Annotated in this window: 22 protein-coding genes; 7 read left to right on the top strand and 15 right to left on the bottom strand. The window is 44.3% G+C overall.

Annotation, left to right across the window (positions count from 1 at the left end; translation table 11 throughout):
* Positions 1-10: 10 nt before the first annotated feature.
* Entirely contained in the window at positions 11-337 is a 327-nt protein-coding gene (locus QUA44_RS00100; protein WP_041623653.1) for an STAS domain-containing protein, read from the top strand.
* 56 nt (positions 338-393) lie between these two features.
* Here the strand turns inward: QUA44_RS00100 and QUA44_RS00105 are convergent, their stop codons facing one another.
* Positions 394-1,530, bottom strand: coding sequence for a SpoIIE family protein phosphatase (locus QUA44_RS00105; RefSeq protein WP_333247494.1), 1,137 nt, complete (start codon positions 1,528-1,530; stop codon positions 394-396).
* A 417-nt stretch (positions 1,531-1,947) separates the two neighbouring features.
* Between QUA44_RS00105 and QUA44_RS00110 the strand changes: the two genes are divergently transcribed.
* Positions 1,948-2,427, top strand: coding sequence for an anti-sigma regulatory factor (locus QUA44_RS00110; RefSeq protein ID WP_333247492.1), 480 nt, complete (start codon positions 1,948-1,950; stop codon positions 2,425-2,427).
* 211 nt (positions 2,428-2,638) lie between these two features.
* Here the strand turns inward: QUA44_RS00110 and QUA44_RS00115 are convergent, their stop codons facing one another.
* The 5 genes from QUA44_RS00115 to QUA44_RS00135 form a co-directional block, all read right to left on the bottom strand.
* The gene (locus tag QUA44_RS00115; protein ID WP_333247490.1) at positions 2,639-4,300 is read right to left on the bottom strand and encodes an ABC transporter ATP-binding protein; all 1,662 of its coding nucleotides are present in this window, start codon (positions 4,298-4,300) and stop codon (positions 2,639-2,641) included.
* Between the two features lie 11 nt (positions 4,301-4,311).
* Positions 4,312-5,382, bottom strand: coding sequence for a type 2 isopentenyl-diphosphate Delta-isomerase (gene fni / locus QUA44_RS00120; protein WP_333247488.1), 1,071 nt, complete (start codon positions 5,380-5,382; stop codon positions 4,312-4,314).
* 28 nt (positions 5,383-5,410) lie between these two features.
* Positions 5,411-6,283: a hypothetical protein gene (locus QUA44_RS00125; RefSeq protein ID WP_333247486.1), complete on the bottom strand. Its 873-nt coding sequence runs from the start codon at positions 6,281-6,283 to the stop codon at positions 5,411-5,413.
* Positions 6,284-6,575: 292 nt separating this feature from the next.
* Positions 6,576-7,742, bottom strand: coding sequence for a hypothetical protein (locus tag QUA44_RS00130; protein ID WP_333247484.1), 1,167 nt, complete (start codon positions 7,740-7,742; stop codon positions 6,576-6,578).
* 76 nt (positions 7,743-7,818) lie between these two features.
* Positions 7,819-8,427, bottom strand: coding sequence for a GNAT family N-acetyltransferase (locus QUA44_RS00135; protein WP_333247482.1), 609 nt, complete (start codon positions 8,425-8,427; stop codon positions 7,819-7,821).
* Between the two features lie 28 nt (positions 8,428-8,455).
* On the opposite strand from QUA44_RS00135, the gene QUA44_RS00140 reads away from it, so the two are divergent.
* Positions 8,456-8,629 (top strand): hypothetical protein, encoded by a 174-nt coding sequence (locus tag QUA44_RS00140; RefSeq protein WP_333247480.1) that lies wholly within the window; start codon positions 8,456-8,458, stop codon positions 8,627-8,629.
* Between the two features lie 144 nt (positions 8,630-8,773).
* On the opposite strand, the gene QUA44_RS00145 is transcribed toward QUA44_RS00140, so the two are convergent.
* Positions 8,774-9,679 (bottom strand): hypothetical protein, encoded by a 906-nt coding sequence (locus tag QUA44_RS00145; protein ID WP_333247478.1) that lies wholly within the window; start codon positions 9,677-9,679, stop codon positions 8,774-8,776.
* A gap of 312 nt (positions 9,680-9,991) precedes the next feature.
* Between QUA44_RS00145 and QUA44_RS00150 the strand changes: the two genes are divergently transcribed.
* Positions 9,992-10,612, top strand: a complete 621-nt coding sequence (locus QUA44_RS00150; RefSeq protein ID WP_333247476.1) for a Uma2 family endonuclease — start codon at positions 9,992-9,994, stop codon at positions 10,610-10,612.
* Here the strand turns inward: QUA44_RS00150 and QUA44_RS00155 are convergent.
* The 4 genes from QUA44_RS00155 to QUA44_RS00170 all read right to left on the bottom strand — a co-directional run bounded on the left by QUA44_RS00155 (position 10,587) and on the right by QUA44_RS00170 (position 14,869).
* On the bottom strand, positions 10,587-11,720 hold the full coding sequence (locus QUA44_RS00155) for a sigma-70 family RNA polymerase sigma factor (protein WP_333247474.1): 1,134 nt from the start codon (positions 11,718-11,720) through the stop codon (positions 10,587-10,589). The genes QUA44_RS00150 and QUA44_RS00155 overlap by 26 nt on opposite strands.
* Positions 11,721-12,144: 424 nt before the next feature.
* Positions 12,145-12,912, bottom strand: coding sequence for a DUF1350 family protein (locus QUA44_RS00160; protein ID WP_333247472.1), 768 nt, complete (start codon positions 12,910-12,912; stop codon positions 12,145-12,147).
* Between the two features lie 669 nt (positions 12,913-13,581).
* Positions 13,582-14,613, bottom strand: coding sequence for a glycosyltransferase family 2 protein (locus QUA44_RS00165; RefSeq protein WP_333247471.1), 1,032 nt, complete (start codon positions 14,611-14,613; stop codon positions 13,582-13,584).
* Positions 14,614-14,716: 103 nt separating this feature from the next.
* Entirely contained in the window at positions 14,717-14,869 is a 153-nt protein-coding gene (locus QUA44_RS00170) for a hypothetical protein (protein WP_333247469.1), read from the bottom strand.
* A gap of 657 nt (positions 14,870-15,526) precedes the next feature.
* Here QUA44_RS00170 and ggt point away from each other — a divergent pair.
* The gene (ggt, locus tag QUA44_RS00175; RefSeq protein WP_333247467.1) at positions 15,527-17,260 is read left to right on the top strand and encodes a gamma-glutamyltransferase; all 1,734 of its coding nucleotides are present in this window, start codon (positions 15,527-15,529) and stop codon (positions 17,258-17,260) included.
* 510 nt (positions 17,261-17,770) lie between these two features.
* Positions 17,771-18,652: a choice-of-anchor L family PEP-CTERM protein gene (locus QUA44_RS00180; RefSeq protein ID WP_333247466.1), complete on the top strand. Its 882-nt coding sequence runs from the start codon at positions 17,771-17,773 to the stop codon at positions 18,650-18,652.
* A 428-nt stretch (positions 18,653-19,080) separates the two neighbouring features.
* On the opposite strand, the gene QUA44_RS00185 is transcribed toward QUA44_RS00180, so the two are convergent.
* From QUA44_RS00185 to QUA44_RS00200, 4 genes are all read right to left on the bottom strand, one after another.
* On the bottom strand, positions 19,081-20,262 hold the full coding sequence (locus QUA44_RS00185; RefSeq protein ID WP_333247464.1) for a pentapeptide repeat-containing protein: 1,182 nt from the start codon (positions 20,260-20,262) through the stop codon (positions 19,081-19,083).
* Between the two features lie 108 nt (positions 20,263-20,370).
* On the bottom strand, positions 20,371-21,219 hold the full coding sequence (locus tag QUA44_RS00190; protein WP_333247463.1) for an alpha/beta hydrolase: 849 nt from the start codon (positions 21,217-21,219) through the stop codon (positions 20,371-20,373).
* Positions 21,220-21,505: 286 nt separating this feature from the next.
* Positions 21,506-22,234: a DUF3120 domain-containing protein gene (locus QUA44_RS00195; RefSeq protein WP_333247461.1), complete on the bottom strand. Its 729-nt coding sequence runs from the start codon at positions 22,232-22,234 to the stop codon at positions 21,506-21,508.
* Complete coding sequence (locus QUA44_RS00200) at positions 22,227-22,811, bottom strand: hypothetical protein (protein ID WP_333247459.1); 585 nt, start codon at positions 22,809-22,811, stop codon at positions 22,227-22,229. The genes QUA44_RS00195 and QUA44_RS00200 overlap by 8 nt, the downstream gene beginning before the upstream one ends.
* 428 nt (positions 22,812-23,239) lie before the next feature.
* On the opposite strand from QUA44_RS00200, the gene QUA44_RS00205 reads away from it, so the two are divergent.
* Positions 23,240-24,433, top strand: a complete 1,194-nt coding sequence (locus QUA44_RS00205; RefSeq protein ID WP_333247458.1) for a ferrochelatase — start codon at positions 23,240-23,242, stop codon at positions 24,431-24,433.
* Positions 24,434-24,622: the final 189 nt, after the last annotated feature.

The raw sequence follows: 24,622 nt of genomic DNA on the forward strand, positions 1-24,622 counted from the left end.
ACCGCAAAATATGAGTCCTGTAGTTAAAATTATTCAGCCCTCTGGCATTTTAGACGGCACCAAGGCAAGTCAATTCCGCCAAGAGATTAGCGACCTAGTGGAAGCGGGAGCCGATGTGGTATTGATAGACTTCACTGATGTGACATTTATGGATAGTTCTGGTTTGGGCGCTTTAGTCTTGGCGCTCAAAACAGTCCGGGCCGCTGGGAGTCAATTAGTTGTCTGTTCTATCAACGAGCAAATCCGCATCTTATTTGAACTCACCAGCATGGATCGAGTTTTCGAGATATTTCAGACCCGCGATGCTTTTAATAGCAAAATTCTCTCAACTAACTAAATCTTTGGGCTGCTGCCTTCTTGCTATTTGGTCGCAGATGCAATGCAAGAAGTCAGTTAGCCAAAGTTTACCTTGAGTAAAGACCAATCATCATCAAAAACTGCTTTAGCGTTCAACTTTTGAATGTAGTTCAAAACCAGCTCTAACTGGTCGGCACTTGCACTGTTGTAAGCTGCTAGCAGGTCGATGAAAGGGTCAAGCCCCCAGATATTGCCGTCAGGTTGGTGGATCTCGTATACCCCGTCGCTAAAGATGTAGAGAGTGCTCAAATCCTCGACATCGCAGCAATTATCGACATAGGGGGCGTCGGGGAACATCCCGACTGGCATTCCGGGGGTTTTTAATCGCTGGATTTTAGCCGTGCTCGCAGGGGACTGCGAAATCAACACGGCCGGTGGATGGCCGGCGCTGGCATAAACTAGCTGGCGAGAAATGCGGTTGTAAACGCCATACCAGATGGTGAAATACTTGTCATTTTGGTAGCTCATCTGGAAGGTGGTGTTGAGGGCCCGCAAAACGTCGCTAGGTTTGTAGTAGTCTATGTTGGGGAGTGTGCGCGATCGCAGCAAATTCAGCACGGCCACCGAAGGCAGCGCCGCCCGCAAACCGTGACCGGCTACGTCGAGCAAGTAAATCGCCAAATAATCGGCATCTAACCAGTTGTAGTCGAAGCAATCTCCCCCCAACTGCCGGGAGGGAATGAATTTTGCCTCGATGCTGAAAGGTTCCTTCATCGGATCTGGCAGCAGCGATTGCACGTACTCGGCAGCCTCGGCTAACTCGGCTTCGAGATCTTGCTTGGCAATTTTCAAATCTCGGCTGAGTTGGTGCAGCCGCAATCCGGCGCGCACTCTCGCCTGTAACTCGTTGAGTTCGATCGGCTTCGAGATAAAATCGTCGGCACCGGCGTCGAGCCCTTTGACTCGATCGGCGATCGAACCCAAAGAAGTCAACAAAAAGAATTGTGTAGTTGACAGATCCGGATCTGCCTTAACTCGACGGCAGACATCGATGCCGGTCAAGCGCGGCATGATCCAATCGCAAATTATCAGGGCCGGACGCAATTTTTGCGCCTGGGCTACACCGTCTTCGCCATTGCTTGCTACTGTTACTTCGTAACCCTGTTTTTTCAGGGTTCTTCTCAACAGTTCTTGAACAGCCGTATCATCGTCAATAACCAGAATTTGAAACATGGGCACTTAGGTACTACAAGTTTTTCAAGGTCTGGGGGTCATTTAAAATATATCCTGTCAGCGCCCTTGTCTGAGATTGAGTATAGTTTATTGACATCGCTTTCGAGGTAATTGCTTTTGACGGCGGGTGGTTGAGTTCAATTTACGTTAAAATTTGAGGAAAATTTGGCGCGATCGAACTTCACTCAGTTTATACTCAGAATATAAATTTTTATAGATTTTTATTTGCCACAGGCGCTGGTTGACATGGAAGTGCTATTTATGGTATAGTGACTCACCGATTAGTGGATTAGACATTGATCGACGGCCCACCAAAGCTAGTATCCTCAAACTACCATTCAATTTTGCCGCCGTTGTATTTTGTCTCATCGTATTTTTTCTGGTTGTATTTTGCCCACCGGCCGATGAAGAACTTCTGTGGTGAGCGTGATTGAATTAAAGGGTTCCGAAAAGTTGCCGATGCTAAAAAAAGCGGATCTTCAAGTCAATACAGGTCTGAATGGATTAAGCTGGGTTTTGTCGTGGTTTGCACAATTGTACGACTCGCGAATTCCTACAAGTGTGTGGATACGGTGTCAGTTAGCTTTGGCTGAGGGCTTTACGAATGCGGTGCGTCACGCCCACAAGGGCAAACCAGCGGATTTGCCTGTTGACATTCAGGTGGCGGTGTTCGCTGAATCTTTAGAGATTAAAATTTGGGACTCGGGCGATCCGTTTGATTTAGAGAAAAAAATCAAAGATATTGCGGAAAAAGTCGATGTTCACTCTCCGGGCGGGCGGGGCCTAAAATTGATCAAAGACATCGCAGACAGTATTAGTTACGAGAGAACGCCTGATGGACGGAACTGTTTGTCGATCGTCAAAAATTATTCGCCCTGTATCGACGATCGAAAATAACACTAATATTTTTAGCGGGTAAGGGTTGAGGGTAGCCCCTCAACCCTTCCCTAAGAACCGTGCGTGGCTGTTAAGCTGCGTAGCAGTTTATTATATTTTGATTTGACTGCTTCCCTAGATACTGACAATTCTCATAGCATCGGTATTTCCCCCATTAACTTGTTGCCAAAGTGTGCTATAGATTCCTTCTTGTTGAATCAAATCTGTATGGCTAACCTGATACCACAATACTGCCATTTTCCAGCACAAACATCTTATCTGCACGCAAGGCATGAGCCATACGGTGGGTGATCATAATAATTGTACGTTCTTTAGTAAGGTGCTCGATCGTATTCATAATCTCAACTTCTGTTGCCGGGTCAAGGGCGGATGTCGCTTCGTCTAAAATCAAAATAGCCGGATTTCTGACTAATGCTCTAGCGAGGGCGATTCTTTGCCGTTGTCCCCCCGATAATTGTCCGCCTCTGTCACCCACAGGGGTATCGTAACCTTGAGGTAAAGTAAGAATAAACTTGTGAATTTCGGCGTTTTTGGCGGCGGTTTCTACTTGTTCATCGGTGGCTTCTAAATATCCCATTCTGATATTTTCACGGATGGAAGTATTAAATAAAATTACTTCTTGAGAAACCAGCCCAATTTGCTCGCGCAGGGATTTTTGAGCGCAGGAACGCAAATCAATGCCATCAAATAGAATGCTACCTTTATCGGGGTCATAGAAACGGGTTAGGAGATTAACGATGGTACTTTTACCCGCACCGGAATGTCCGACAAAGACAACAAAATCTCCTTTTTTGATGGTTAGAGATAGGTTATTAATTCCTTTTCTCTCTGAGGAATAGCTAAAACTAACACTATCAAAGCGAATTTCTTGAGAAAAATGAGGTAATTCAATGGCATCAGGTGCATCTTGGACTTGGGGAACTTCAGCTAAAAGAACGGAGATGCGCTGCATGGCGGCTATCCCGTCTATTAGGTAGGGAAGGGAAAAAGTAAAGCTGAGGATGTTTAGATTCAAACCGACTAATAAAACCTGAAAAGAGACAAGCGTTCCTACTGTAATTATGTTTCTGTAGGTCATTACTGCGCCGATACTGATGATGGCAAGCTGGACAAATACAAAGACTAAAGTTGGAATCCTTTGGACTAAATAAGAGGAAAATTTGGCTTTAACATACACTTTTTTTAGAGCGTGCAAATCTTGGGAAAAGTTATTAAGAGTTCGGGTTTGCAAGCCAAAGAGTTTAACAACTGATTGAGAGATAATATTTTCTTGAACTACATTGGCAATTTGTCCTTCTTTATCTCTGAGTAGATAGTTTTGCTCTGTGGCTGTTTGACTAATTTTTGCGGGAGCAAGGACACATAAAGTTAACCCGATACAACTAATCAGACCTAACTGCCAGTTGAGAGAAAACATAAAGATAGCAGAAAAGAGAATACTACCGAGTTCTAAAATCAGGACAAATCCGTAGCTCAAGCTATTTTCTATTTTTTCCGTATCTGCTGAAAAACAGTTGACAATATCTCCGGCTGAACGTCGCCCAAAAAACTCCATAGATAGGTTTTGCAGACGATCGAACATAGAATGGCGTATATTGTTGATGACTGAAATGTTAAACCGTGCTGCCCAAAAATCTCCTAATAAACCGATGAAAACAAATAAAATCGCTCCTGCACCCAGCAATAATAGAATTACAACTAGGAGGTGGTAATTTTGGGGAAGAATGGCAGCATCAATAATAAATTTTAAGCTGATTCGGATTGAGGATTCAAAGGCGGCCTCAAAAAGTCCACGAGCGATGAGAAGAATTGCTAACCATCTGTAGGGAGCGATGTATTTATTCAGTTCTTTGAGAAACCAAATTAGATTCATTTGTTTTTAAATTAAAAGGTGACTCGCTCCAATACACCAGGAGTTTTCAAGCCAGCTAACGCGGCATTGCCAGTACATAATAAAACCGTAATCATTTCAGCCAGTAAATCTTCCACTAACTCGGATAGTGCAGTTTCAGATTCAACAGCAGCTTTGAGAAAGGGAAACGCCAAACCCGCTAAATCTGCACCCAGAGCAATAACTTTAGTCACATCAACACCATTGCGAAGTCCACCAGAAGCAATGATGGGAATCTGGGGAGAAACCGCCCGTACTGCTGTGACGCATTCTGCGGTTGGTAATCCCCAGTCAGCAAAGGTTGTTCCCAGTCGGCGTTGTCGTGCCTCTGATGCCCGTTCGCTTTCTACTTTTGCCCAAGATGTTCCTCCTGCCCCGGCTACGTCAATGGCGCTTACTCCAGCCTCTATGAGTTTCTCAGCCATCTGTGCCGAGATGCCGTTGCCAACTTCTTTGGCAATGACGGGAACAGGAAGCTTTTGGCAAAGGGTCGCTATTTTGGCGAGTAGTCCCCGAAAGTTAGTATCTCCTTTGGTTTGAATACACTCTTGTAGGGGATTCAGGTGTAGGATTAGGGCATCGGCTTCTAGTAAATCCACACTCCGTAAGCATTCGTCAATGCCGTATTTATAGTTAAGCTGTACTGCACCCAAATTGGCAAACAACAGAATATCAGGGGCGATAGAACGTACAGCAAATGTGGGTGCAACCTGGGAGTTTTCAATTGCCACCCGTTGAGAACCAACTCCCATTGCAATTCGGTAGTGTTGGGCAACTTCTGCCAGACGATAATTAATCATTTTCGCCTGTTCCGTTCCGCCCGTCATGGAGGAAATTAGGAGGGGAACACCTAGTTTTTTCTGGAAAAAGGTTGTACTCAGGTTAATCTCACTTCGGTCTATTTCTGGTAAACAGCAGTGAGTAAACCGATAGTGTTCTAGTCCGTTGGTGGTTTGATGAAATTGTACATCTTCTTCCAAGCAAACTCGCAAATGGTCGGCTTTCCGAGTTTGGGTTAGAGTTGCTTGTTCTGATGTTGCTTTGTTAGCTGTTTGATTTGACAATTTACTTACTTTTATAAAGGGAAAAAAATTATTGTGAAATGGTAGTACCTTCTTCTAGGATTGGTTCAGGAATTTCGGGTACTGCAAAACTTTCAGTCTCTGCATTCCACATTTTCTCGAATTTCAGATCTTCCATCCATAGTTCAATAAAAATTTTAGCTATTTCCGGCCTAGTTTTCTCTAGCAATTTGAGCCGCTCTTGCAGTTTCGAGTTCAAGCTTTCAAGATACCACCGCAGGTGTTGGGGAGCTTCAGCACCATAGAGGCGCACAAACATTCGATAGGTATTAATGACGTTGCGATTGATATCTTCTTTGTAGTCTCTGAGGTCACAACAAATTTTGCAAATTTGATCTGATAGTCGGCAGGTTTGTAAAAATTCTTCATCATAAGGTTGATTGGTTAACTTTAATAAAATCCGTTGTAGTATTGCAAAATCAAAACATTTGAATAGACTGGCTTTATCAATATCTTCTACAGTTGGACTTCCTCCCGAACAAAACTGCTGTTCCAGACGGTAGTAGGTCAATCCATTGGTAAATAATTCAGTTTCTATTTTCTCATCGAAGAGGTTGAGTTGAAATAATACATCTCGCAGAGTTAACATATGTGGTGAGATAAAATCGGGATCGTCAACATGGCGTTCGTATTCTTCATCAAATTGATAGATTGTCGCCTCAACAAATATGAGTAGAGGCATAAATTGCGAAAAATCGGCTTCCGAAAGACCTACCAAGGGAAAATAGAAGCCCGTGAGGCCCTGAAGATTAGTGATAGATTTTTGAAGACTCCAGTATGAAGTGGTGGGTATCAACATTTGATCGGTTACAGACACCGTTTTGAGAGATTCTAGGTGATTATTCACCAGAGCGGTGTCGTTTTTGAAGATGGAGTAAGTCATTACATTCCCCTTGTTGGTTAGTTGATATAACTAATTCTGTTGCCAAAGAGTAAAGTATAGAGGGCGAGGTTATAGTGATATAATCTTGCTATTCAACCTGCTGATATGGCTCAATAAATCTAAGTATTGGGTCAAATATAGCTTTGTTGTTGCCCTCTAAACGTTCACTTCTATAAATTTGCTGTTCTGGTGATTTTGGATTACTGTCTCTCTGACTCTTGAAACTTTTTAAGCACTATCTAAACGTTCTTTAGTGATAGCGATCGCATGGCTAGCTGCTAAGATGTAAACTTTACGCTACCTGATTTACTGAAGGGGATTTTGTGGAATTCCTTGAAAAAGCCTCTGTAATTATTTCAGACATCAGATGAGAAAAGGGAATTTTGGCAAGGTGTAAAATAGTACCGACTTTGGATGTATTTGGATTTTCTACACCCATCGTGAGAGACGTGGAAGTGACAAAAGGACAGGGATTTACCTCTAAAACAAACATTTCTTGAGTTATCTCCTCCATGCGGATATCTACTCGTCCATATCCAGTAGCACCTATTGCACAGTAAGCACGTTTAGCTAGTTCGCTCAGTCGAGCCTGCAATTCAATCGGTGCTAATTGATAACCGAATAACGGTTCCTGATGGGGTAGGATAGTTCGTTCTTCTGCTTCTCCTAGCCATAGCTCACGGGTATAAAATCGTTCAGTTTCGGGTACACCAGAGTGAAAAACTGTTTCCAAGGCTGGATAAATCTTTATTCCCTCTGGATGTTGAGCAGTCCCTATGACTAAAACCGTAAATTCTCGACCTTTGATAAATCGTTCGACAAAGATACTGCCTGCCGGAATCTGCATCCCATGTTGTCCTTGCTGTAGATCATCAAATCGAGCGATCGCTTCTTCATCAGTGTGGATAACAGATTGCAAGGAAATACCTCTAGTACCAAACGAAGCTGAAGGTTTGACAATCAGTGGAGGTACAAGGCGATCGCACAATCCCCGAATGCTATTCACATCTTTAATCACTTCATAGGGTGCAGTTGAAACTCCTGCCTCAACAAAAGCCTGTTTCATCAGTATCTTGGAGTCACCCATTTTAAAGAACTGAGAATCTGCTCCAGTGAAGAGAATACCCTTAGCTTCCAATAATTTCACAACAGAAGCCCCTGGATATCCATCAATTTCATCGAGTCCCGCACAATAGTTCAGTACAATTGGAAAATAATGGGTTTGGGAAGCCGCGACTTCTTCGATCGCTGCCTTCATATTTTTTAAGGTGATTAGCTTAAACTTCCATGCGACTTCCAGTTCCGCAAAAACCTCTGCTAGTTCTTGCTGAAAATATACAGGATCGAATTCTTGGTTAGAAAAATCTGAATCTGCAGATAAAGAATAGGGAATAAATGCCCAGACAAGCATCTCTTTATCGGAAATCGGTAAATTTTTGATTGGTTGAATTGATTTCATTTTTTAGAGAGGGTTAACAGGATTGCTGAGGTGGACAAAAACAATACCTTAGTTCTAGGTAAAGCCTATGGGCAATTTATGAAAAACTATACTGGCACTCTTTGGATTCCAAAAAGTTTCTATATAGGCGTTGAAAAGGTGATTTAACTCGCTGTAAATGTTCAAAATTAAATACATCTAGCATCAGAGCAAGACCACTGCCATATTCGGGGTGATTTATCATATCAATAGGTTGATAGCCTAGTTTTTGAAAGAAACCAATCATGTGAGGTTCGCAGTCTATAAAATCCAATTTGACTCCATCTAGCAGGAGCTGGTTGTAATTGGCTTGCATTAGGACTAGCCCTATCCCCTTTCTTCTGAAATTTGTGTCTACCATAAATTTCGTGGAAACTGACACATTCATGGGATGTGCATCTTGGGTGATTTCACTCATGTTATAAAGAGAAACATAGTATCCTAAATCTGATTGGCTAGAATAGTTACATCTAACAGTGCCAAGTAATTTACCATCTTTAAAAGCTCCAAAAATGTTGCCTGATCTATCTAGCGGTTCTTCGATTTTTTGCTGTTGTTGGTCTGCATAGTGTTGGCTATATCCTAGTTCTTCTACATAGATTTGATAGCGTAATTTGAAAACCTGTTCTTTTTCTTCTGGGGTTTGAGCTAATCTGATTTCTAGCATAGTATTTCTATATCCGTAAATTCAGAGTTTGTTTTTAGTTAGGGCGATCGCCCTTCGGATGTGGAAATTTAATCGGGGGGCGATCGCCTTTCAGGTGGCGGGACTGCTAGAAAATAGTGCAGTCCCTACCTGTTACGCCGACGCGGGTATGTGGAAGTTGGTTAGAGGGGCGATCGCTCTTGCGATCTGTGAATTTGATTAGGGTGAGAGGCGACTCATTGAGTCTGGTGTTGTTTGGATCGGGATTTGGTGGGTTTTTTCCTTATGTGGGATCGCTTTGCTGCAATCAAAAAGAGGCATAGATACCCCACTTCACCTTATGGGGTTTTTTCTCTCCCAGGTTATCCTAACTCTGCACCCATTGGTTCTGGTCATTGAGTGTCATGTCTACTTCATATTCCCCTGATTTAAACTTAAATAGCGAAACTTTCGTGACCGTCTGTATATCCAATACTTCTCCTTCCTTCTTTTCCGTAGCAGCTCCTACCCAATAAACGGGTGTTGGAGTGAAACTGTGCGTAAGGTTTGGCCCTGCTTGTTCTACAAACGTTCCTTTACCAGACATTCCAATACCAACTGTGAATTTTAGATCTGGTATATTGCCCAAATCTGTAATGACAAGCTCACCCTTTCTTGATGAATCTTGAGTCGGATTAGTCAGAGTAGGAGCGCCCGCTGAATTATAGCCAAAAGTGCTGCTATTGGCGGTTTCTAGATTCGCGTCTCGTGGTCCTCTTGCTTTATAAGTTATACCCGGCTTTAGTTCTCCTGTATCAGCCCAGACAAAGTTGTAATTTATAAACCATGTGAATGAGATTTCATCCTGTGGAGCTATAGGATAAGGGCTGACAAACCAAGCAAGAGATAACATTTTGTTGGTCTGCTTTGGACAAGTTTGGTAAATATAAAATACCCAATCCCGGCTCGATTGGTTTTTGACATTTAATGTGTATCCTTGCTCTCCCCCTAAGATCAATGACCTTTTGTTTTGACTTGTATGGATTAGTGATGTCACTTCTCCCTCAATCTCCGCATCAAATTCATTCAACGTTACTCCTGCTATTACTGCATTGCCTATATGCGGAGCAATCACTTGTGTTTTCGCCTCATTTCCAATGGGTGTAGGATTCGTTACTTTTCCTTGATAATCAGCTCCATCAAAGTAACCAAAATTAAAGTGACTATTTGGATAGATGGCGACAAACCATCCATTTATCGCAGCACTTACTTGAGATTTTTCAAGATCAGTCATAGCTCTGTTAAATCGAAAAAACATATGTGGCTCCTAAATTATTTCACTGATTTGCTGACGACAAATTTTGCAGATTAAGGTATTAAATTGAGGCGAGATGAATAGCGTTCGGTTGATAAATCCATCCCACTTGCTCATCTATTTATTAGACGCTTCCCGAAGCCAAATTGTGAATTCTTACACGGCATAAATTTCTGAAACTCGCTGCACCCGATAAAACCAACCCAAAAATGCGCCCCTCTTCCTCTTTAGGGCAAGCAGAAACGAGGCTGTATCACACCAGTCTTTTCTTGTCAAGGAGAGCATGATATAATGTCCATCACTATTCAGGCTAAATGTATGGTTACGAGTTCTTTGACATTAAACCTAGACACCATTCACCTGACAGACGAACAGTTCTATCAGTTATGTCAAAATAACCGCGAATTGAACTTTGAACGAACGGCCAAAGGAGAATTAATTATTATGTCACCCGTTGGCGGCGAAACCGAGCTCCTTCACTCCGTTCAGGATGAAGCAGAATTAATTGCTGATTTAGAAATCTGGAATCGACAAATTAACCTCAGTGTTACCTTCAGTTCCGACCCGATATTTAAGTTGCCCAATGGTGCTAACCGTTCCCCAGATGCCGCTTGGATTCAGCGCGAACGCTGGGAACACTCACACCCGAACAACGAACGGCGCAAATTTCCCCCCATTGCACCCGATTTTGCGATCGAATTAAGGTCAGCAACAGATGATTTGGAAATGTTGCGTTCCAAAATGCAGGAATATATGGATGCAGGGGTGCAATTGGGATGGTTGATTAACCCCCAACAGCAACAAGTAGAAATTTATCGCGCACGACAAGATGTGGAAGTGCGAAATCTCCCCACAGAATTATCAAGTGAAAATATATTGCTTGAATTTAGGTTGAATCTATCCCTTTATTAACACTCCTCGCCCCCCGTGTTAGCAATCTCAGAAACCCGGTTTCTGGAATGGGGGATGCCGGAATTTCGCTACTCCAAGCTATAGAAACCCGGATTAGCAATTGCTTCAAAGCGCTTCGCGAAGCTATACGCCTAAGCGGAATCGCCCATTGAGAAGACGAGGGAAAAGCCGAGATTTCTTTGCTAAAGCTAAAGAGACGTGGTTTCTCGCCCTTCATCCTTTCTTCTAGTTCCAGCTTTTCTCTGTGCGGTACAGACAGCGCCACCTGCTGGAGTTCCCCATCAGTAACAATCTCTATTTCCTCTAACTTCTGATCGAATTTAGCATCCACCAAAACAGGCTCAATCTGCGTAACAGACAGCGCCGCCTCTGGTAATTCTACACCAGCAACAATTTGTACTTGTTCTAACTTCCCAGATAAGGTTATCTCGCCCGCAACCTGTTCTTTTTGAGCAGTCTTCTTCCACTTCCGTGGTTTTGCAGACTGAGGAGAAACCCTCGACTTAGGATTAGACAAATCCGAGTCAGTCCCATCTTCCCCGAAATTTTCATTGAACCGCTGACGCAAAATTGCCCGCGCCTGCGAAATGCGCTTGCGGACGTTATCGTAGGATATGCCAAGCTGTTCTGCAATATCTGGATAAGATAGCCCTGATTCAAAATGGAGAATAAAAGTCTCGCGCAATCTATCTGGCAACTCATCTATTGCCCCACGAAAAAATAATTTTAGTTCGCGCTGCATAGCAGCGCGAACTGGTGTTTCTTCTTGGCTAATTAATTCGGTTTCGTTTCCTATAGCAATGGTGTCTAAACTGTCAACTCCTACTGCACCCCTGTTGCGCTCTCGATGAATATCGGCGCACAGGTTATAAGTCAGTTTGGTTAACCAAGCCTTAAAGTTTTTGATATCATCCGTACAATCTCTTGCTTTCTCCCAAGCTTTCAGCATCGCCCGACTGAGGGCATCTTCAGCATCGGTTGGGTTGCCCATCCACTTGCGACAGCAACGGTAAAGATAATCTTGATTATCCTGCCATAATTTCCAAAAAGCTGAATCTATATCTTGGGTGCATGAGCAAGGGACTGATGCAGAACTAGAAATTAACATCTGTGGGTGCCGAAACTCTAAGTGGACAAACAACTTGCGATTAATTGAGGCAGTAATTTACCTAGCCTCAGATGCACCTATCACCATGTTGACTTACCACTCAGGCTAAAGTAAAGTCGGAAAAGTCGGATCTTTCAAGTCGGAAAAGTCGGAAAAGTAGGATCATCGCTGCTATGAGTGCATAGCTCAGACATCCCTTTAACAATTTAAGCTCACCCGCCAGGTAAAATGCCACCGTATTAATACTGAATTCAGGCTGATATATAGGCTAAGGGGAGCGTCTGTTTTATATGCTGTCCATCATCCCAACCCCGCTCAGGGGTAGGCTTTCTGGGACGTTAGCTGTAACTTTATGCTATGTGTCTGAATCACCAGCCCCCAGATTTATCCGTGGGATCACTTCCACAATTTCAAATCTCAAATCTCAAACGCGGGACGTAGGATTAAGCCACAGCAGAATTGTCCGTTTTAATTCATTTAATTCCCGATACACTTCTTGTTTGACCCATTGCCCGATCGCGTCGAAGGGCGTAAAAATTTGACCCACAGGCCAGCTAACATCTTGACCTAATGGCGTTTGATGGTTGCCGGCCAGGGTTTGAACTGTAATCATGTCGGGAAATCTCGGTTTGAGCAGATTTGTCAACAGCAAGGTTTGGTCGATGTTGTCGCCGTTAAATTTGACTAAAAGATTGCGCCGGATTTGATAGCTATCTTGCACTAGGCGATTGGTGTCTTGCGGGGAAGGGGTAAACTCTACTTTAAAGACGGGGGAAATTTGCTCGACGATGGGAATGGCTTCGGAGGCTGCATAATTGTTGAAAGAAATCAGAATATTGCCTGCCCTTTCTATGTCAAATACAGAACCGATCAGCAAGTGCAGTTTGCATCCCATGCTGTGCCCTATCCCGTAGATGGGGAGATAGGAAGATTTGAGCAATTTAGTGGCGCGCAGGCGATCGAGGGCATTTTCAAATTTGTTGAGGACATCGCGGGCGATCGCAATATGATCCAAAGTATTGACAAACGGCGTTGCTACTACAACATATCCCTGATTTCCCAAAGCTTCTAACAGCCAGCGATAGGTGAGTTGCGGCGCACTCGCCACAAATGCACCGCCGAGAAAGTGTACGATCGCGATCGGTCTTGAAGGAATTAATACCCAGTTGCCAGAAATTTCTTGCCAGTCCATAAATTTAATCAAGTTCAAAGTAAAAAGGCGATCGTCCTCTGAAAAGTAGAAGGTACAAAACAGAATTTTTTCTAAAGTTTTGCTTTTACTTTCTGCCTAAAAAAGGGGCTTGATATGATGTCCGATCGACGATCGTAACAAAAAAAGGTTCGTAGTGCGTCCTGGTGTCCGCTCTCAGACAGAGAACCTGCATTCCGCACGCGCGAACCAATTTTAGATTGGTCAACCCACAGGACACGATCTGACACCTGTTTTATCCTTCAAAAAACTTTGCTTTTTATTCAAGGAATTATTTAGTCTAACTGTCTTGGCAGCAAATAGCACGGCGGGCACCTGTTACCAATACCATTTTTCCAAGATCGTGCAAAGTCGTAATCTTCGGGTGTGTCGCCAGCGCGAGTCCTCGCATTTCATCGACTGTACCTCCGGCGACGCACCTTACACATTCGACGCAAACAAAAAAAACCAACAATTATATTGTAGCAATGATTTTTCTGGCTTGGTATTATTTAATTGTCATTCCTTAGTTTGATCGTGATGAATGCAAGTCCTTCGATGATGAAGACGACTTGCATTCATCACCATCGAACAGTGGCGAAAGGCTGCGATACCGCTAGATTAAGATCAGCTAATTTCTGGACTACAACCTGGATACAAATACAATTCCCTCTAGGATATCCCGCCGATTTGGGACGATTGCTGGGAGATCAATTCTACCGAATCACTGGTGTCTTCTGCATTTAAATCGCCCAACGGATCGTGAGTCTTCATCCATTTCCATTTGTTCACAGCACCTTTCGGAGACAACACTGTGCTAGCAATGCCGTAAATTAGAGTGGGCAAAACCTCCCGATTTAACCAGCTTTGTCCCAGCTTTCTCATGTAGTGCAGTGCCAAAAGTTCTCGGAATTTGTTAAATTTTTTCAACTGCGGCAAATTATTAAAACATACCTGTTCGTACTCGTTGAGCGATAACTCTTTTTCCCCCCGCAAGCGTCGCAGTTGGTTTTCCTTGACACAATCAGCAGCTATGCGCTTTTTCAGCCAGTGTTTGTCTGTCAGAGAGTTCCCTCTAATTCGATAATTTCCCAAAGGTGTCTTCGCCGCTAACAAGCCGTGCTTTTGAGCAATTTTGGTAAATAATTCTGTATCTTCTCCTACCTGCCAATCTTCTGCAAAGCCGCCTTCTTGGAGTAGAATAGAGCGATCGACTACCACAGAAGACGGAAAAACCCAAGGACTTTCGCCTGTCTCCTTAATCGCCTGCATTTCTGCTTTAGTTGTAGGATAGGTGGCAATATAGCCCAACTTGTTGCCGTGCTTGTCTAAATATCGCAAAGCATGATCCACAGCTTTGACTTCGGGATTGTCTTCGAGCATTTTTAAACAAACTTCTAGCTTGTTTGGTTCCCAGGTATCGTCGCTGTCGAGAAAGGCTACATACTTGCCCGTTGCCCGATGTATCAATAAATTTATCGACTTAGAAAATCCAAAATATTCGGAATTTCGGAAGTATTGAATTCTGGAATCTTGCTCGGCCAGTTGAACAGCAATTTGGGCAGTAGCGTCTGTAGAGAAGTCATCAATAATTAAAATTTCTAAATGCTTGTGAGTACCGTTGACTGCGGAAACAACTGTTTCGGTTAGAGTGTCGGCTGCATTAAATGCAGGAATAATTACACTGACTTTTTCGTTGTTCATAAATTGAATTAGCTAGGGTTTGGTAGTTGTTCTCTTAAGTAGGGTTTTCGCCACTTAGGAACGAAGCCTGCATGAAAATACTTAGAAAGTAGGAGTTTTAGTTTTATACAGAAACTGCAAATTGCAGGCTTTGAAAGCCACCGAGTGCGATCGAGTGCGATTTCCCAGGCTTTGTTTGAGCTGTTAACTTCCCAGCCAGAGTGTTGTTATCGTTTCGATCGTTCCAGCTTCTTTCCACCGCCTCGCGTTTAGGCACGCACAGGCACAAATAGGATGCTGTTGGGAGGATGTGTGTTTTGCTTTAACGCTCGCAAGTCGTAAAAAAATGCTTTTTTAAAAGTCGGAAATACTCCCATGCTATTTTGGTCTGATTATATTTTGTACGCACTGTTAACAAGACTCTAGTTAGACCATTATATAGCTTTGTTAATTTTTTTAGATAAAATTCATTAAATTAACTTTTTAGATCATAATAGTGCGGAGAGTTTTCAATCACCAACGGTATAATTAGGGTTTCAGCTTCCCCATTCTGTGAAATATTAACGCTTGAATGCGGGTTTTGGTCGCCACCTCAAAAATTGTCAGGAGTATTGTAATTAAACTATCGGACTAATTGAAATAGTAAATTTGTAGGTATTAATAATTATTATCTAAATCAAAATTTAATCTATATCTTTAGGATCAATACTTCGGACAGTTTTTCTATCGCCCAATGACTTATCCTTTAGGGCTTTGAGCCACTGTGGATAATTAAATCAAAGTCATCTCCACCCCTGACTTGCATTTAATTCGACTTTTTCATGATCCTTAGCCTGTAAAGCTTGTAGTATCGTTCTAAAAACTGTCCGGAGTATTGTTAGGATGATGTTATTCAAATTATGTTTTAAAATGAACTGAGAAATCGGGGGGGGAAATGTTTTTAAAGTTCTTGAGCAAAGTGCAAATTTATACTTGTTGCCTAACAGTCTTGGTTTTGGGTGGCTGCCAGCAGCAGCTAGAGCGAAACTTGCAGCAGCAGCAGCGCAGCAAACAGGGGATGGCAGTTTCGGCTCACCCTCTGGCGAGCGCTGCGGGGCTGGCCCTGCTGCAACAGGGCGGCAATGCAGTGGATGCGGCGGCTGCTACGGCTTTGGCGATTTCGGTGGTGGAGCCTTTTTCGGCGGGTATCGGCGGCGGGGGTTTTTTGCTCCTGCGGCGGGTCGAAACGGGGACTGTGCAAGCGCTGGATTTCCGGGAACGATCGCCCAAACGAGCCACGCGGAATATGTACCTCGACAAGGAAGGCAAGGTGCGCCCAAGGGCAAGTCGGGACGGGCATTTGGCGGCGGGGATTCCGGGTACTGTTGCTGGACTTTATACGGTGCACCGCGAGTATGGTAAGTTGCCTTGGGCTGCGGTGGTGGCGCCGGCGATCGCCCTGGCTGAAAAAGGCTTTCCGGTAAGTTCGCGGTTTACCACGGCTACCGGGCGACGACAGGATGTGTTCAAAAAAAACCGGGCGGCGCGGGAGGTTTTTACTCGCGGTGGCATTTTATACCAGCCGGGTGAGCTTTTGGTGCAGCGGGATTTGGCGCGGACTTTGCGGCAGATTGCACAAAATCCGCAGAGTTTTTATACCGGGGACATTGCGCGGGCGATCGCAGCCGACATGGCTAAAAACGGTGGCATTATCACTCTGGAAGATTTGAAAAACTATACGCCGATTTGGCGGAATCCGGTTTGTGGCAACTTTCGCACTTACGAAATTTGCGCGATGTCGCCTCCTTCTTCCGGCGGCGTTCATTTGTTGCAAATCTTAAATATTCTGGGAGATACGGATCTCAAGAGTTTGGGGAGGCAAAGTCCAGATACTTTGCACTTGCTGGCGGAGAGCATGAGGATTGCTTATGCTGACAGGGCTGAGTATTTGGGCGACCCGGATTTTGTGACGGTACCGGTCAAAGCTCTGACTAGCACCAATTATGGTAAATTGAGACGATCGCAAATCCAAATGTCAAAAGCCAGACCCTCTAGCGAGGTAAAAGCTGTTGACGCTGAAACTTTGAACCGTCTGCTGTGGGAGTCTCCCGAAACTACCCACCTCACGGTAGTTGACAAAGATCGCAATGTTGTAAGCTTAACCTTTACCGTGAATGGGGGTTTTGGGGCTGGAGTCGTGGCCGCGGGTACGGGAATTTTGCTCAACAATGAGATGGACGATTTTGCTGCTGCGCCGGGAGTGCCGAATTTGTCGTCTGGTTTGGTGAGCGGTGAGGCAAATGCGATCGCCCCTGGAAAAACTCCTTTATCCAGCATGACACCGATGATTGTCACGGAAAATGGCAAATTTCGCCTCGCTGCCGGTGCTCCCGGAGGTAGTACGATTATTACCACGGTGTTGCAAATTGTTCTGAATGTGTTGGTTTACGACATGAATGTCGGCGATGCTGTGTCTGCACCGAGAATTCACCACCAATGGCAGCCGGATCGCCTGATGGTGGAACGGGGAGGTTTTGAGGCTGCGACGCTTTCGGAGTTGCGGCGACGGGGACACCTGATTGTCGAACGCGACGGCTGGGGCAATGCCAATGCGATCGTCCTGACTGCAGACGGTTGGTTGGAAGGGGCTGCCGATCGGCGCGGGGAAGGAGAAGTAAGGGGATTTTAGTCAACAGTCAGTCGATTAGAGATTTGAGATTTTAGAGGGGGGCGAGACTTCGGCGACTCGACGATTTTAGATTGACTCCACAGATGAATCTGTGATGTTGAACTAAGGTCAAAAATTTTGATCTCTCCACGACAGGATTCGGGGGCTTGTATCCGTTTTTTGGGCAAGGTCATCTTTCATGAGTCATTAGCTATTAGTCATTAGTCATTAGTCATTAGTCATTAGTCATTAGTCATTTTGGCGATCGCCAACGGTATCAAAACCCGTTTTTTTGTCTCCAGTGCGTAAGTCCTGAAATTATTAGTCTGTGTACGTGTATTTTTGCATCCGTATTTTTGCACTGATGTTTATTGGCTGACTAACTGCCAACATTTACAAAAAAGAATAATCACCAAAAGCGTAAATTCACTTATGTGTAAAGTTATTGTAAAGGCACTAGACATTGATACTTATATAATGTAAAAATGAAGTTGTGCATAGGATCAGGTTTGTATCTTCCAGGAAAAATTTATGATAATTACTCACAAAATTGCTGCCTTAACAGCTACATTAACTACTGCTATGAGTTTGTTGGCAGCGCCAGCAATGGCATTTTCGGTAGGGGCAACTAATAACGCTGAGACTTTAAAAAATAATTTATTGGGGGCTAATACAGCCGGGCTGAGTAATTTCTCTGTTTCAACTACGGGTAATTCGGCTGCTTTTGGTACTTTCACTAATGACCCCTTCGGTTTGACATCAGGTGTTGTTCTGAGCACTGGTAGAGTCGCCGATATACGGGGTAAGAATCGGAAAGATAACTTCACGACCAAAAATATCAGCGATTTAAGCACGGACTTTGGGTCTGAAGGTGAAGAGGGGGATTTGACTCAGCTAAACCTCAGCTTTTTTGCTAATAGCACGGTTGAAAAGTTAGTCTTTCAATATGTATTTGCTTCTGAGGAGTTTCCTGAGTTCGGCAATTCTGAATTTAATGACGATTTTGAACTGCTGCTGAACGGCACTAATTTGGCAAAATTGAGCGACGGAAAAACAGTTACGATTAATAATCTTGTTCCAGATCCCTATAATCGTTCTACATATCACCCAGACTATATTGACAACCCAAGTTTGACAGGTATTGCTGCTAACATCGTTAAGCTCGACGGTTTTACTAAAGTTTTAGGTTTTGAGGGTTTGCTCAAGCAAAATCAGACGAATGTTCTCAGCATCCGCATTAAAGATGTGGGCGATGGCAAGTTAGATTCTGCTGTATTTATTAAAGGCGGTTCTGTGGAGACGGTTCAAGCTGAGCCGGTTCCCGAACCGATGACTGTGGGGGGTTTGATGGCGGGAGGCGCTATGCTGGCTGCTGGACGAAAGTTACGCAATCGCCGTGGCGGAAGTAATTAATAAGGGAAGGAAGAAGGAAGAAGGAAGAAGGAAGAAGGAAAAAACAGAACAGGAACCATTTTGGCGGTTGCTGTAATATGAATCTCGGTTAGCCGTCTTGGAGACAAAAACGGGGTTTGATGAACGAAAAGACCTTGTTGCAGTTCTTGAACCGGGAAAAAAAACTCGGTTTGTGCGATCGCGATCGGGTAATATCATCTCAAGTAATGTAACCGCTATGGGTACGCAGCGAGGAATGCAAGTCCTCATAAAATTCTGACGACGAACGTCCTCACTACCAACCAATTTTATTGCGGTTGTTCTAGCGGACATAATATAAGTTTTTATCCAAAATTCGCGGCGAAGGACGAATTTTTGTGTATTTTTGGTTGCCGCAAATATTTCGGGTAAAACCCGACCCTGCAACAACTGACTAAAAACTAAATCATTTAGCTATGAACAGTACCGTCGGGTAGAATTGTACCTGTTAATGTAGTTCGAGTGAGTTTTACCATAACTCGATCGCCATAACCGATTTTAGCCCCTGTTAAATCCGCACCGCTCAAGTCTGCACCGCTCAAATCCGCTCCGATTAAATTTGTTTCTGTCAAATTGGCATTGATCAAACAAGCCCCTAACAGGTTTGCCCTGAACAAGTTAGCTTTGTGCAAATTCGCGCCTGTGAGGTTGACGTTGTGCAGAAAAGTATCGCTTAAGTCGGCTTCACTCAGGTTTGCATTGCTCAAGTTTCTTCCTGAAAAATCCTTTTCTTTTAAGGAAGCTCCTTTGAAGTTGGAACCGCTCAAATCGGGAGCTTGTGGCCCAGCTTGGCGGTAAGACTGAGATGACTGAGATGGCGGCGGCTGCGATTGGTAGCGGGACGCCTCTGAATATGGCCCTGCAGGGTTTCCCCCATAGTTTCCCGCATAATTTCCAGCATATTTTCCTGAAGAGGGTTCAGAAGAGTAGCGGGGTTCTTTTGGGTTGGCCGGTGGTGGCTGGGTGTTTTGGTGCTGGGTGTTTGAATACTGAGTATTTCTGTACTGATTGTTTTGGTACTGAGTGTTTTGGTACTGAGTGTTTTGTGGCTGAGTGTTTTGTGGCTGAGTGTTTTGTGGCTGAGTGTTTTGGTACTGAGTGTTTCTGTACTGAGTATTTTGTTGCTGGGTATTTTGTTGCTGGGTATTTTGTTGCTGAGTGTTTCTGTACTGAGCGTTTTGTTGCTGGGTATTTTGTTGCTGGGTATTTTGTTGCTGAGTATTTCTGTACTGAGCGTTTTGTTGCTGGGTATTTTGTTGCTGAGTGTTTCTGTACTGAGCGTTTTGTTGCTGGGTGTTTTGTTGCTGGGTGTGTTTGTGCTGGGTGTTTTGTTGCTGGGTGTGTTTGTGCTGAGTATGTTTGTGCTGAGCGTTCTGATTCTGACCTCTTGGTTGAATCGATCGCAATTGTTCGCGAGCTTGATTAATTTCCTTAATCTTTTCTTCAGCTTTCTGTAGTAGTCTGGGATTGTCTTTGGGGATGCGATCGGGGTGCCAAATGAACGCTAAATCCTTGTAGGCTTGGCTAATTTCTTCTCTGGAAGATCCCGGCAACAGTCCCAGCACTTTATAGTATTGGTCGAGGTCGTTCATTGTACCACCTTTCGCTTTAAGAAATTAGAAATTAAAAATTAAGATCGGAGCAAAAGCCGTTCTCAAAGCTTGCTTGTCCGATCGTACATTAGATGAACAATAACTCAGCTAAGCCGCTGCTGGCAAAAATTCTCGAATTCGCTGCAAGTATGTTGCGGCATCCTCCAGCATCGGAAAGTGAGCCGTATTCGGAATTATAACAAATTCTACTTTTTTGCTGAGGGAGGCTGCTTGCTCTCCCATGACGGCGGGGATAATTTGGTCGAATTCTCCGGCCACAAGCAGTGTGGGAACACTCAGCCGCGCAAATTCTTGGGGCATTTCCTCGGCGGCTCTTTTGCTGACTGCCGTCACCATTGTACCTATAGCAGCTTCCTCGTCTGCCATTAAAAAATCCTTGAGAAACGCCAGACTGACCTCTGTGGGCAGGGAACGGCGCAAAAACCGGGCCATAAATAGCCGATCGGCAAAGGGGATGGATGCCAACCAAGAGGGTCTAAATTTTACCACATAGCCACCGAATTTGTGAAAAGTTGTAAAAGATTTTTCGTCGTATTCAAAAATCCCGCTGCAAGTGAGAATTGCTTTTTCTACTTTTTCGGGGTAAAGGTTGAGAAATAAAGTAGCAATTGATGCACCTGTGGAGTGAGCATTGAGAAAGACGCGGCTTAAATTCAGAGATTCTAATAATTCAGCTAAGTCGCGGGCGTAGGTTTCGAGTTCGTAGCTTGACTCAGGAGGCTCTTTTGGCAAAGGCGATCGACCAAAACCTCTCATATCATAAAGCAAACAATCAAAATCATCAGCAATAGCCCGTGCCGTGCCTTCCCAGTAGCGCGCTGAGCCCGCCCAGCCGTGCAGAAATACCATCACTGGTTTGCCGCTGTGTGCAGCACTGTTATCTGCCGTTATCCACTCGTAATAATGTTCTACACCGCGAATTGAAATAAAAGACATGATATTGATTTGGATTCTTAGATTTGAGATTTTAGATCTTAGCTCATAATTGTTCAGTAAATACCCAAAATCCCGACTTATTTAAAAAAAAATCAGGAATCTCAAGATTATATCCATCAAAAAAATCGGCGTTAACCTGCGTCAATCCGCCCACATCGGCGGTCAAAAATCATACACATAGAAACCACCAGAAATCACAAAGCAATTTAATTTTGCATCCATCAAAAAAATCGGCGTTAATCTGCGTCAATCCGCCCACATCTGCGGTCAAAAATCCCCAAAAATCTCAAACAGCAGAAGCAGCCAGCCAAAACAAACCATCCACCAACAGCGTGCTCAAAACAGCACCGCTGAAAGCGCGCCAGTGCAATTGTGCGTCGCGCAAACTCAACAAACCGACGGTTAGCAACACAGCAATTAAAAGTAGAGCGCAGCCTATGCCCCAAGGAGTGTCGATTTGCCCGATCGCACTTTGAAAAATCGGCATAGCGAATTCCGGTTCCGCGTGCATCACTTTGCGCCAGTAGGGCATCAACCCAGTCAAATAAAAATATAAATCAGTAATAGCCGTGCCAAATAGGGAGCCTAAGTAAAAATAACTGCCAACTTTTCCCCAAGATTTGTTCAAGCACCAAATAGCAAAAGGCAAGCCAATTGCTTCTATAGGTAGATGTAAAATAGGTTCCCATCTAAACCAGCCCCAATAGATGGAACCAGCCAGCCAACATCCGGCAAAGCCTAATAATAAGTCTCCCCAAAGTTGGGTTTTGGGGCGAAAAATTAGAATTAAACTGAGGACGAACCAGGGAATTGTGGAAAGTAAGCTGATGGTAGGATACAAGCGAACTAAGGGTGCTTGCACGAAGACGGGAATTGAGACTAAGAATGCTGAGGCGCAAAATATTAGCCACTGTTTGATGCTGTTTTTTCTGCCTGAAGAAAGAGGATTTTCTAGGCTAGAAACAGTGACAATAGGTGCGATCGCCGATGATGATACTAAATCTAAATTAAACAACTGATTGGACTCCGTACTGTTTCAATAGGTGGACTAAAAATTTTGCTGCGGTTGTGGGTTTTGCCGTTTCAGTACCGGCACAGGTTTGACTGATGTGCCAGCCTGTTGCTGTTTGGGGCGATCGCCACAAATCTAAATGTGCGATCGCTGGATCTGCGTAAAAGCTATCTCCACCGCGGCCGAGAATCGCTGAACTCCAGTGCGTGAAGCTATCGTGGCTGATGCGGTGGATGGGAAAAGTGCCCCCCAGGGGTACTCCCCAGCCGTCTAGGGCAAAAAATGCCCCGACTTGGCCACCTAGTTGCTGCCACATCCAAGCCGCTCCGATCGCCCCGGCTACTCCTGCCGAAAAGCTGACAAATACTAAACTTTCTCCTGCTAATTCTTGGTTGCACAAAAAGTGCAATATGTCAATGGCTGAAAAAGGCGGAGATTTATGAGCGGGAAAAATCTTGACAGGGTAGAATGTTTGGGTATTTTGCCGGGGTTCTGCGTCTCCCCAAACCTCCGAAAGTCCCGCTAGGAAGCGATCGTTTAGTTTTGGGTCGTGGATTCCGGGGCAAATTACCAGTCTCATCGTGCTTCAAGAAAATTAATTAAGAGCTTAACATAACTTTACTTTATTGTACACCATAATTAATTATATGCCATACGGGGGGATAGGATGTTAAACTAATAACAGAGTCGTGTTTGAAGGGTATCCCCCCAAAATAAACGCTGGGAACGCTCCGAGACACCGAAACCGGAGGCAAGGTGAGGAAGTCTTAAGAAAACATAAAACTTAATGCCCTTTGTCCCAGACCCTGCGGCGTATTCTCTTGCCTTTCCTATCAGATTCCGATCCCCCCAGCCCCCCTTCTTAAGGGGGGAGAAAGAGTCTCAAAGTCCCCCTTCTTAAGGGGGATTTAGGGGGATCTCCGGGGAGTCTAGAAACCGGGTTTCTCTTCGCAATTCTGATTCATCCTTCCTGCGACTCTCCAAATCATTCAAATTGAGGAATACAAAGTGGTTGCTTCTCCCGAAAAAATTGAGTTCAAAACATCTGATGCACCGGCAAACAGCGATCGGGTTGCTGTATTGCTGATGGGTTACGGCGAAGTCGAAAGCTACGACGATTTTGCCAACTACAACGAACAAGCTTTAAATTTGCTTACGGCAAAGTTTGCGCCAGTACCGCTTTGGATTTATCCGCCGCTGGCCAAGATTTTAGCAATCTTTGACTTGCACGAGTGGAGTCACCAACACGGTCAATTCGTTTCGCCGCACAATGCAATTTTTGAACAGCAGCGGGCGGGTATTGAACAGAATTTACAGGAGAAATGGGGCGATAAAGTAAAAGTGTTCAAAGCTTTTAACTTTTGCGCGCCGTTTTTGCCGGAACAAGTAATCCCTCAAATTAAAGCAGAAGGATTTGACAAAATTCTGATTTATCCGCTGTTGGTAGTTGATTCTGTTTTCACCAGCGGCATTGCTGTGGAACAGGTTAATAAAGCTTTAGCACAAACCTTTGATGGCAAGGAACATTGGGTAAAAGGACAGCGCTACATTCCTTCTTTTTACGATGAACCGGCTTACATTCAGCTAATGGCGGATTTGGTGGAAGAGGAAATTAAGAACGATTTGGCTGTCGCGCATTTGCCTTCTCAGATTGGGATTGTGCTGATGAATCACGGTTGTCCGCACAAGGCGAAGGGTTTTACTTCGGGTATTGTGGAAAGTCAAGCTTTGTACGATCGCGTGCGGGAACGTTTGATGTATCGCTATCCTTTGATTTCGGTGGGTTGGCTGAATCACGACACGCCGCTGATTGAGTGGACACAGCCGGATGCGACGTTGGCTGCGAAGAATTTGATTGATTTGGGTGCAACTGCGATCGTCTTTATGCCGATCGGATTTGCGACGGAAAATCACGAAACTTTGTTAGATGTTGACCACATTATTGAGTCTTTGCAGAAACAGCGTAAAGGAGTAACTTACCGCAAATTGCCTTGTGTGAACGATCGTCCTGAGTTCTTGAAAATGGCGGCGGAGTGGGCAAATCCGCAGATTGAAGCGTTATTGAGTGAGACGGCTGTGGCGGTGAATCCGAGTTTGTCTGCACACGGCGAGCACAGTCATTCTCATGGAGATCACGGTCATTCTCATGGGGGCCATTCTCACGGGCACGGACATTCTCACGATCACGGCCATTCTCATTAATTAGGATCTGAGAAACCGGGTTTTTGCGAGAATACTGCGTTGAAGACGACAGATTAAGTAAAAACCCGGTTTCTTTTGTTTGAGTGGGTAAATCGAGATTGATTTAGGTGAAAATGGCGATCGACTTTTGGTGTTTTTGGCTGAAATGGCGATTTACTTTATGAAAAAGACAAGTTCGCTGGCTGAATC

Source organism: Microcoleus sp. N9_A2, assembly GCF_036701775.1.
In the GTDB taxonomy this organism is placed as follows: Bacteria; Cyanobacteriota; Cyanobacteriia; order Cyanobacteriales; family Microcoleaceae; genus Microcoleus.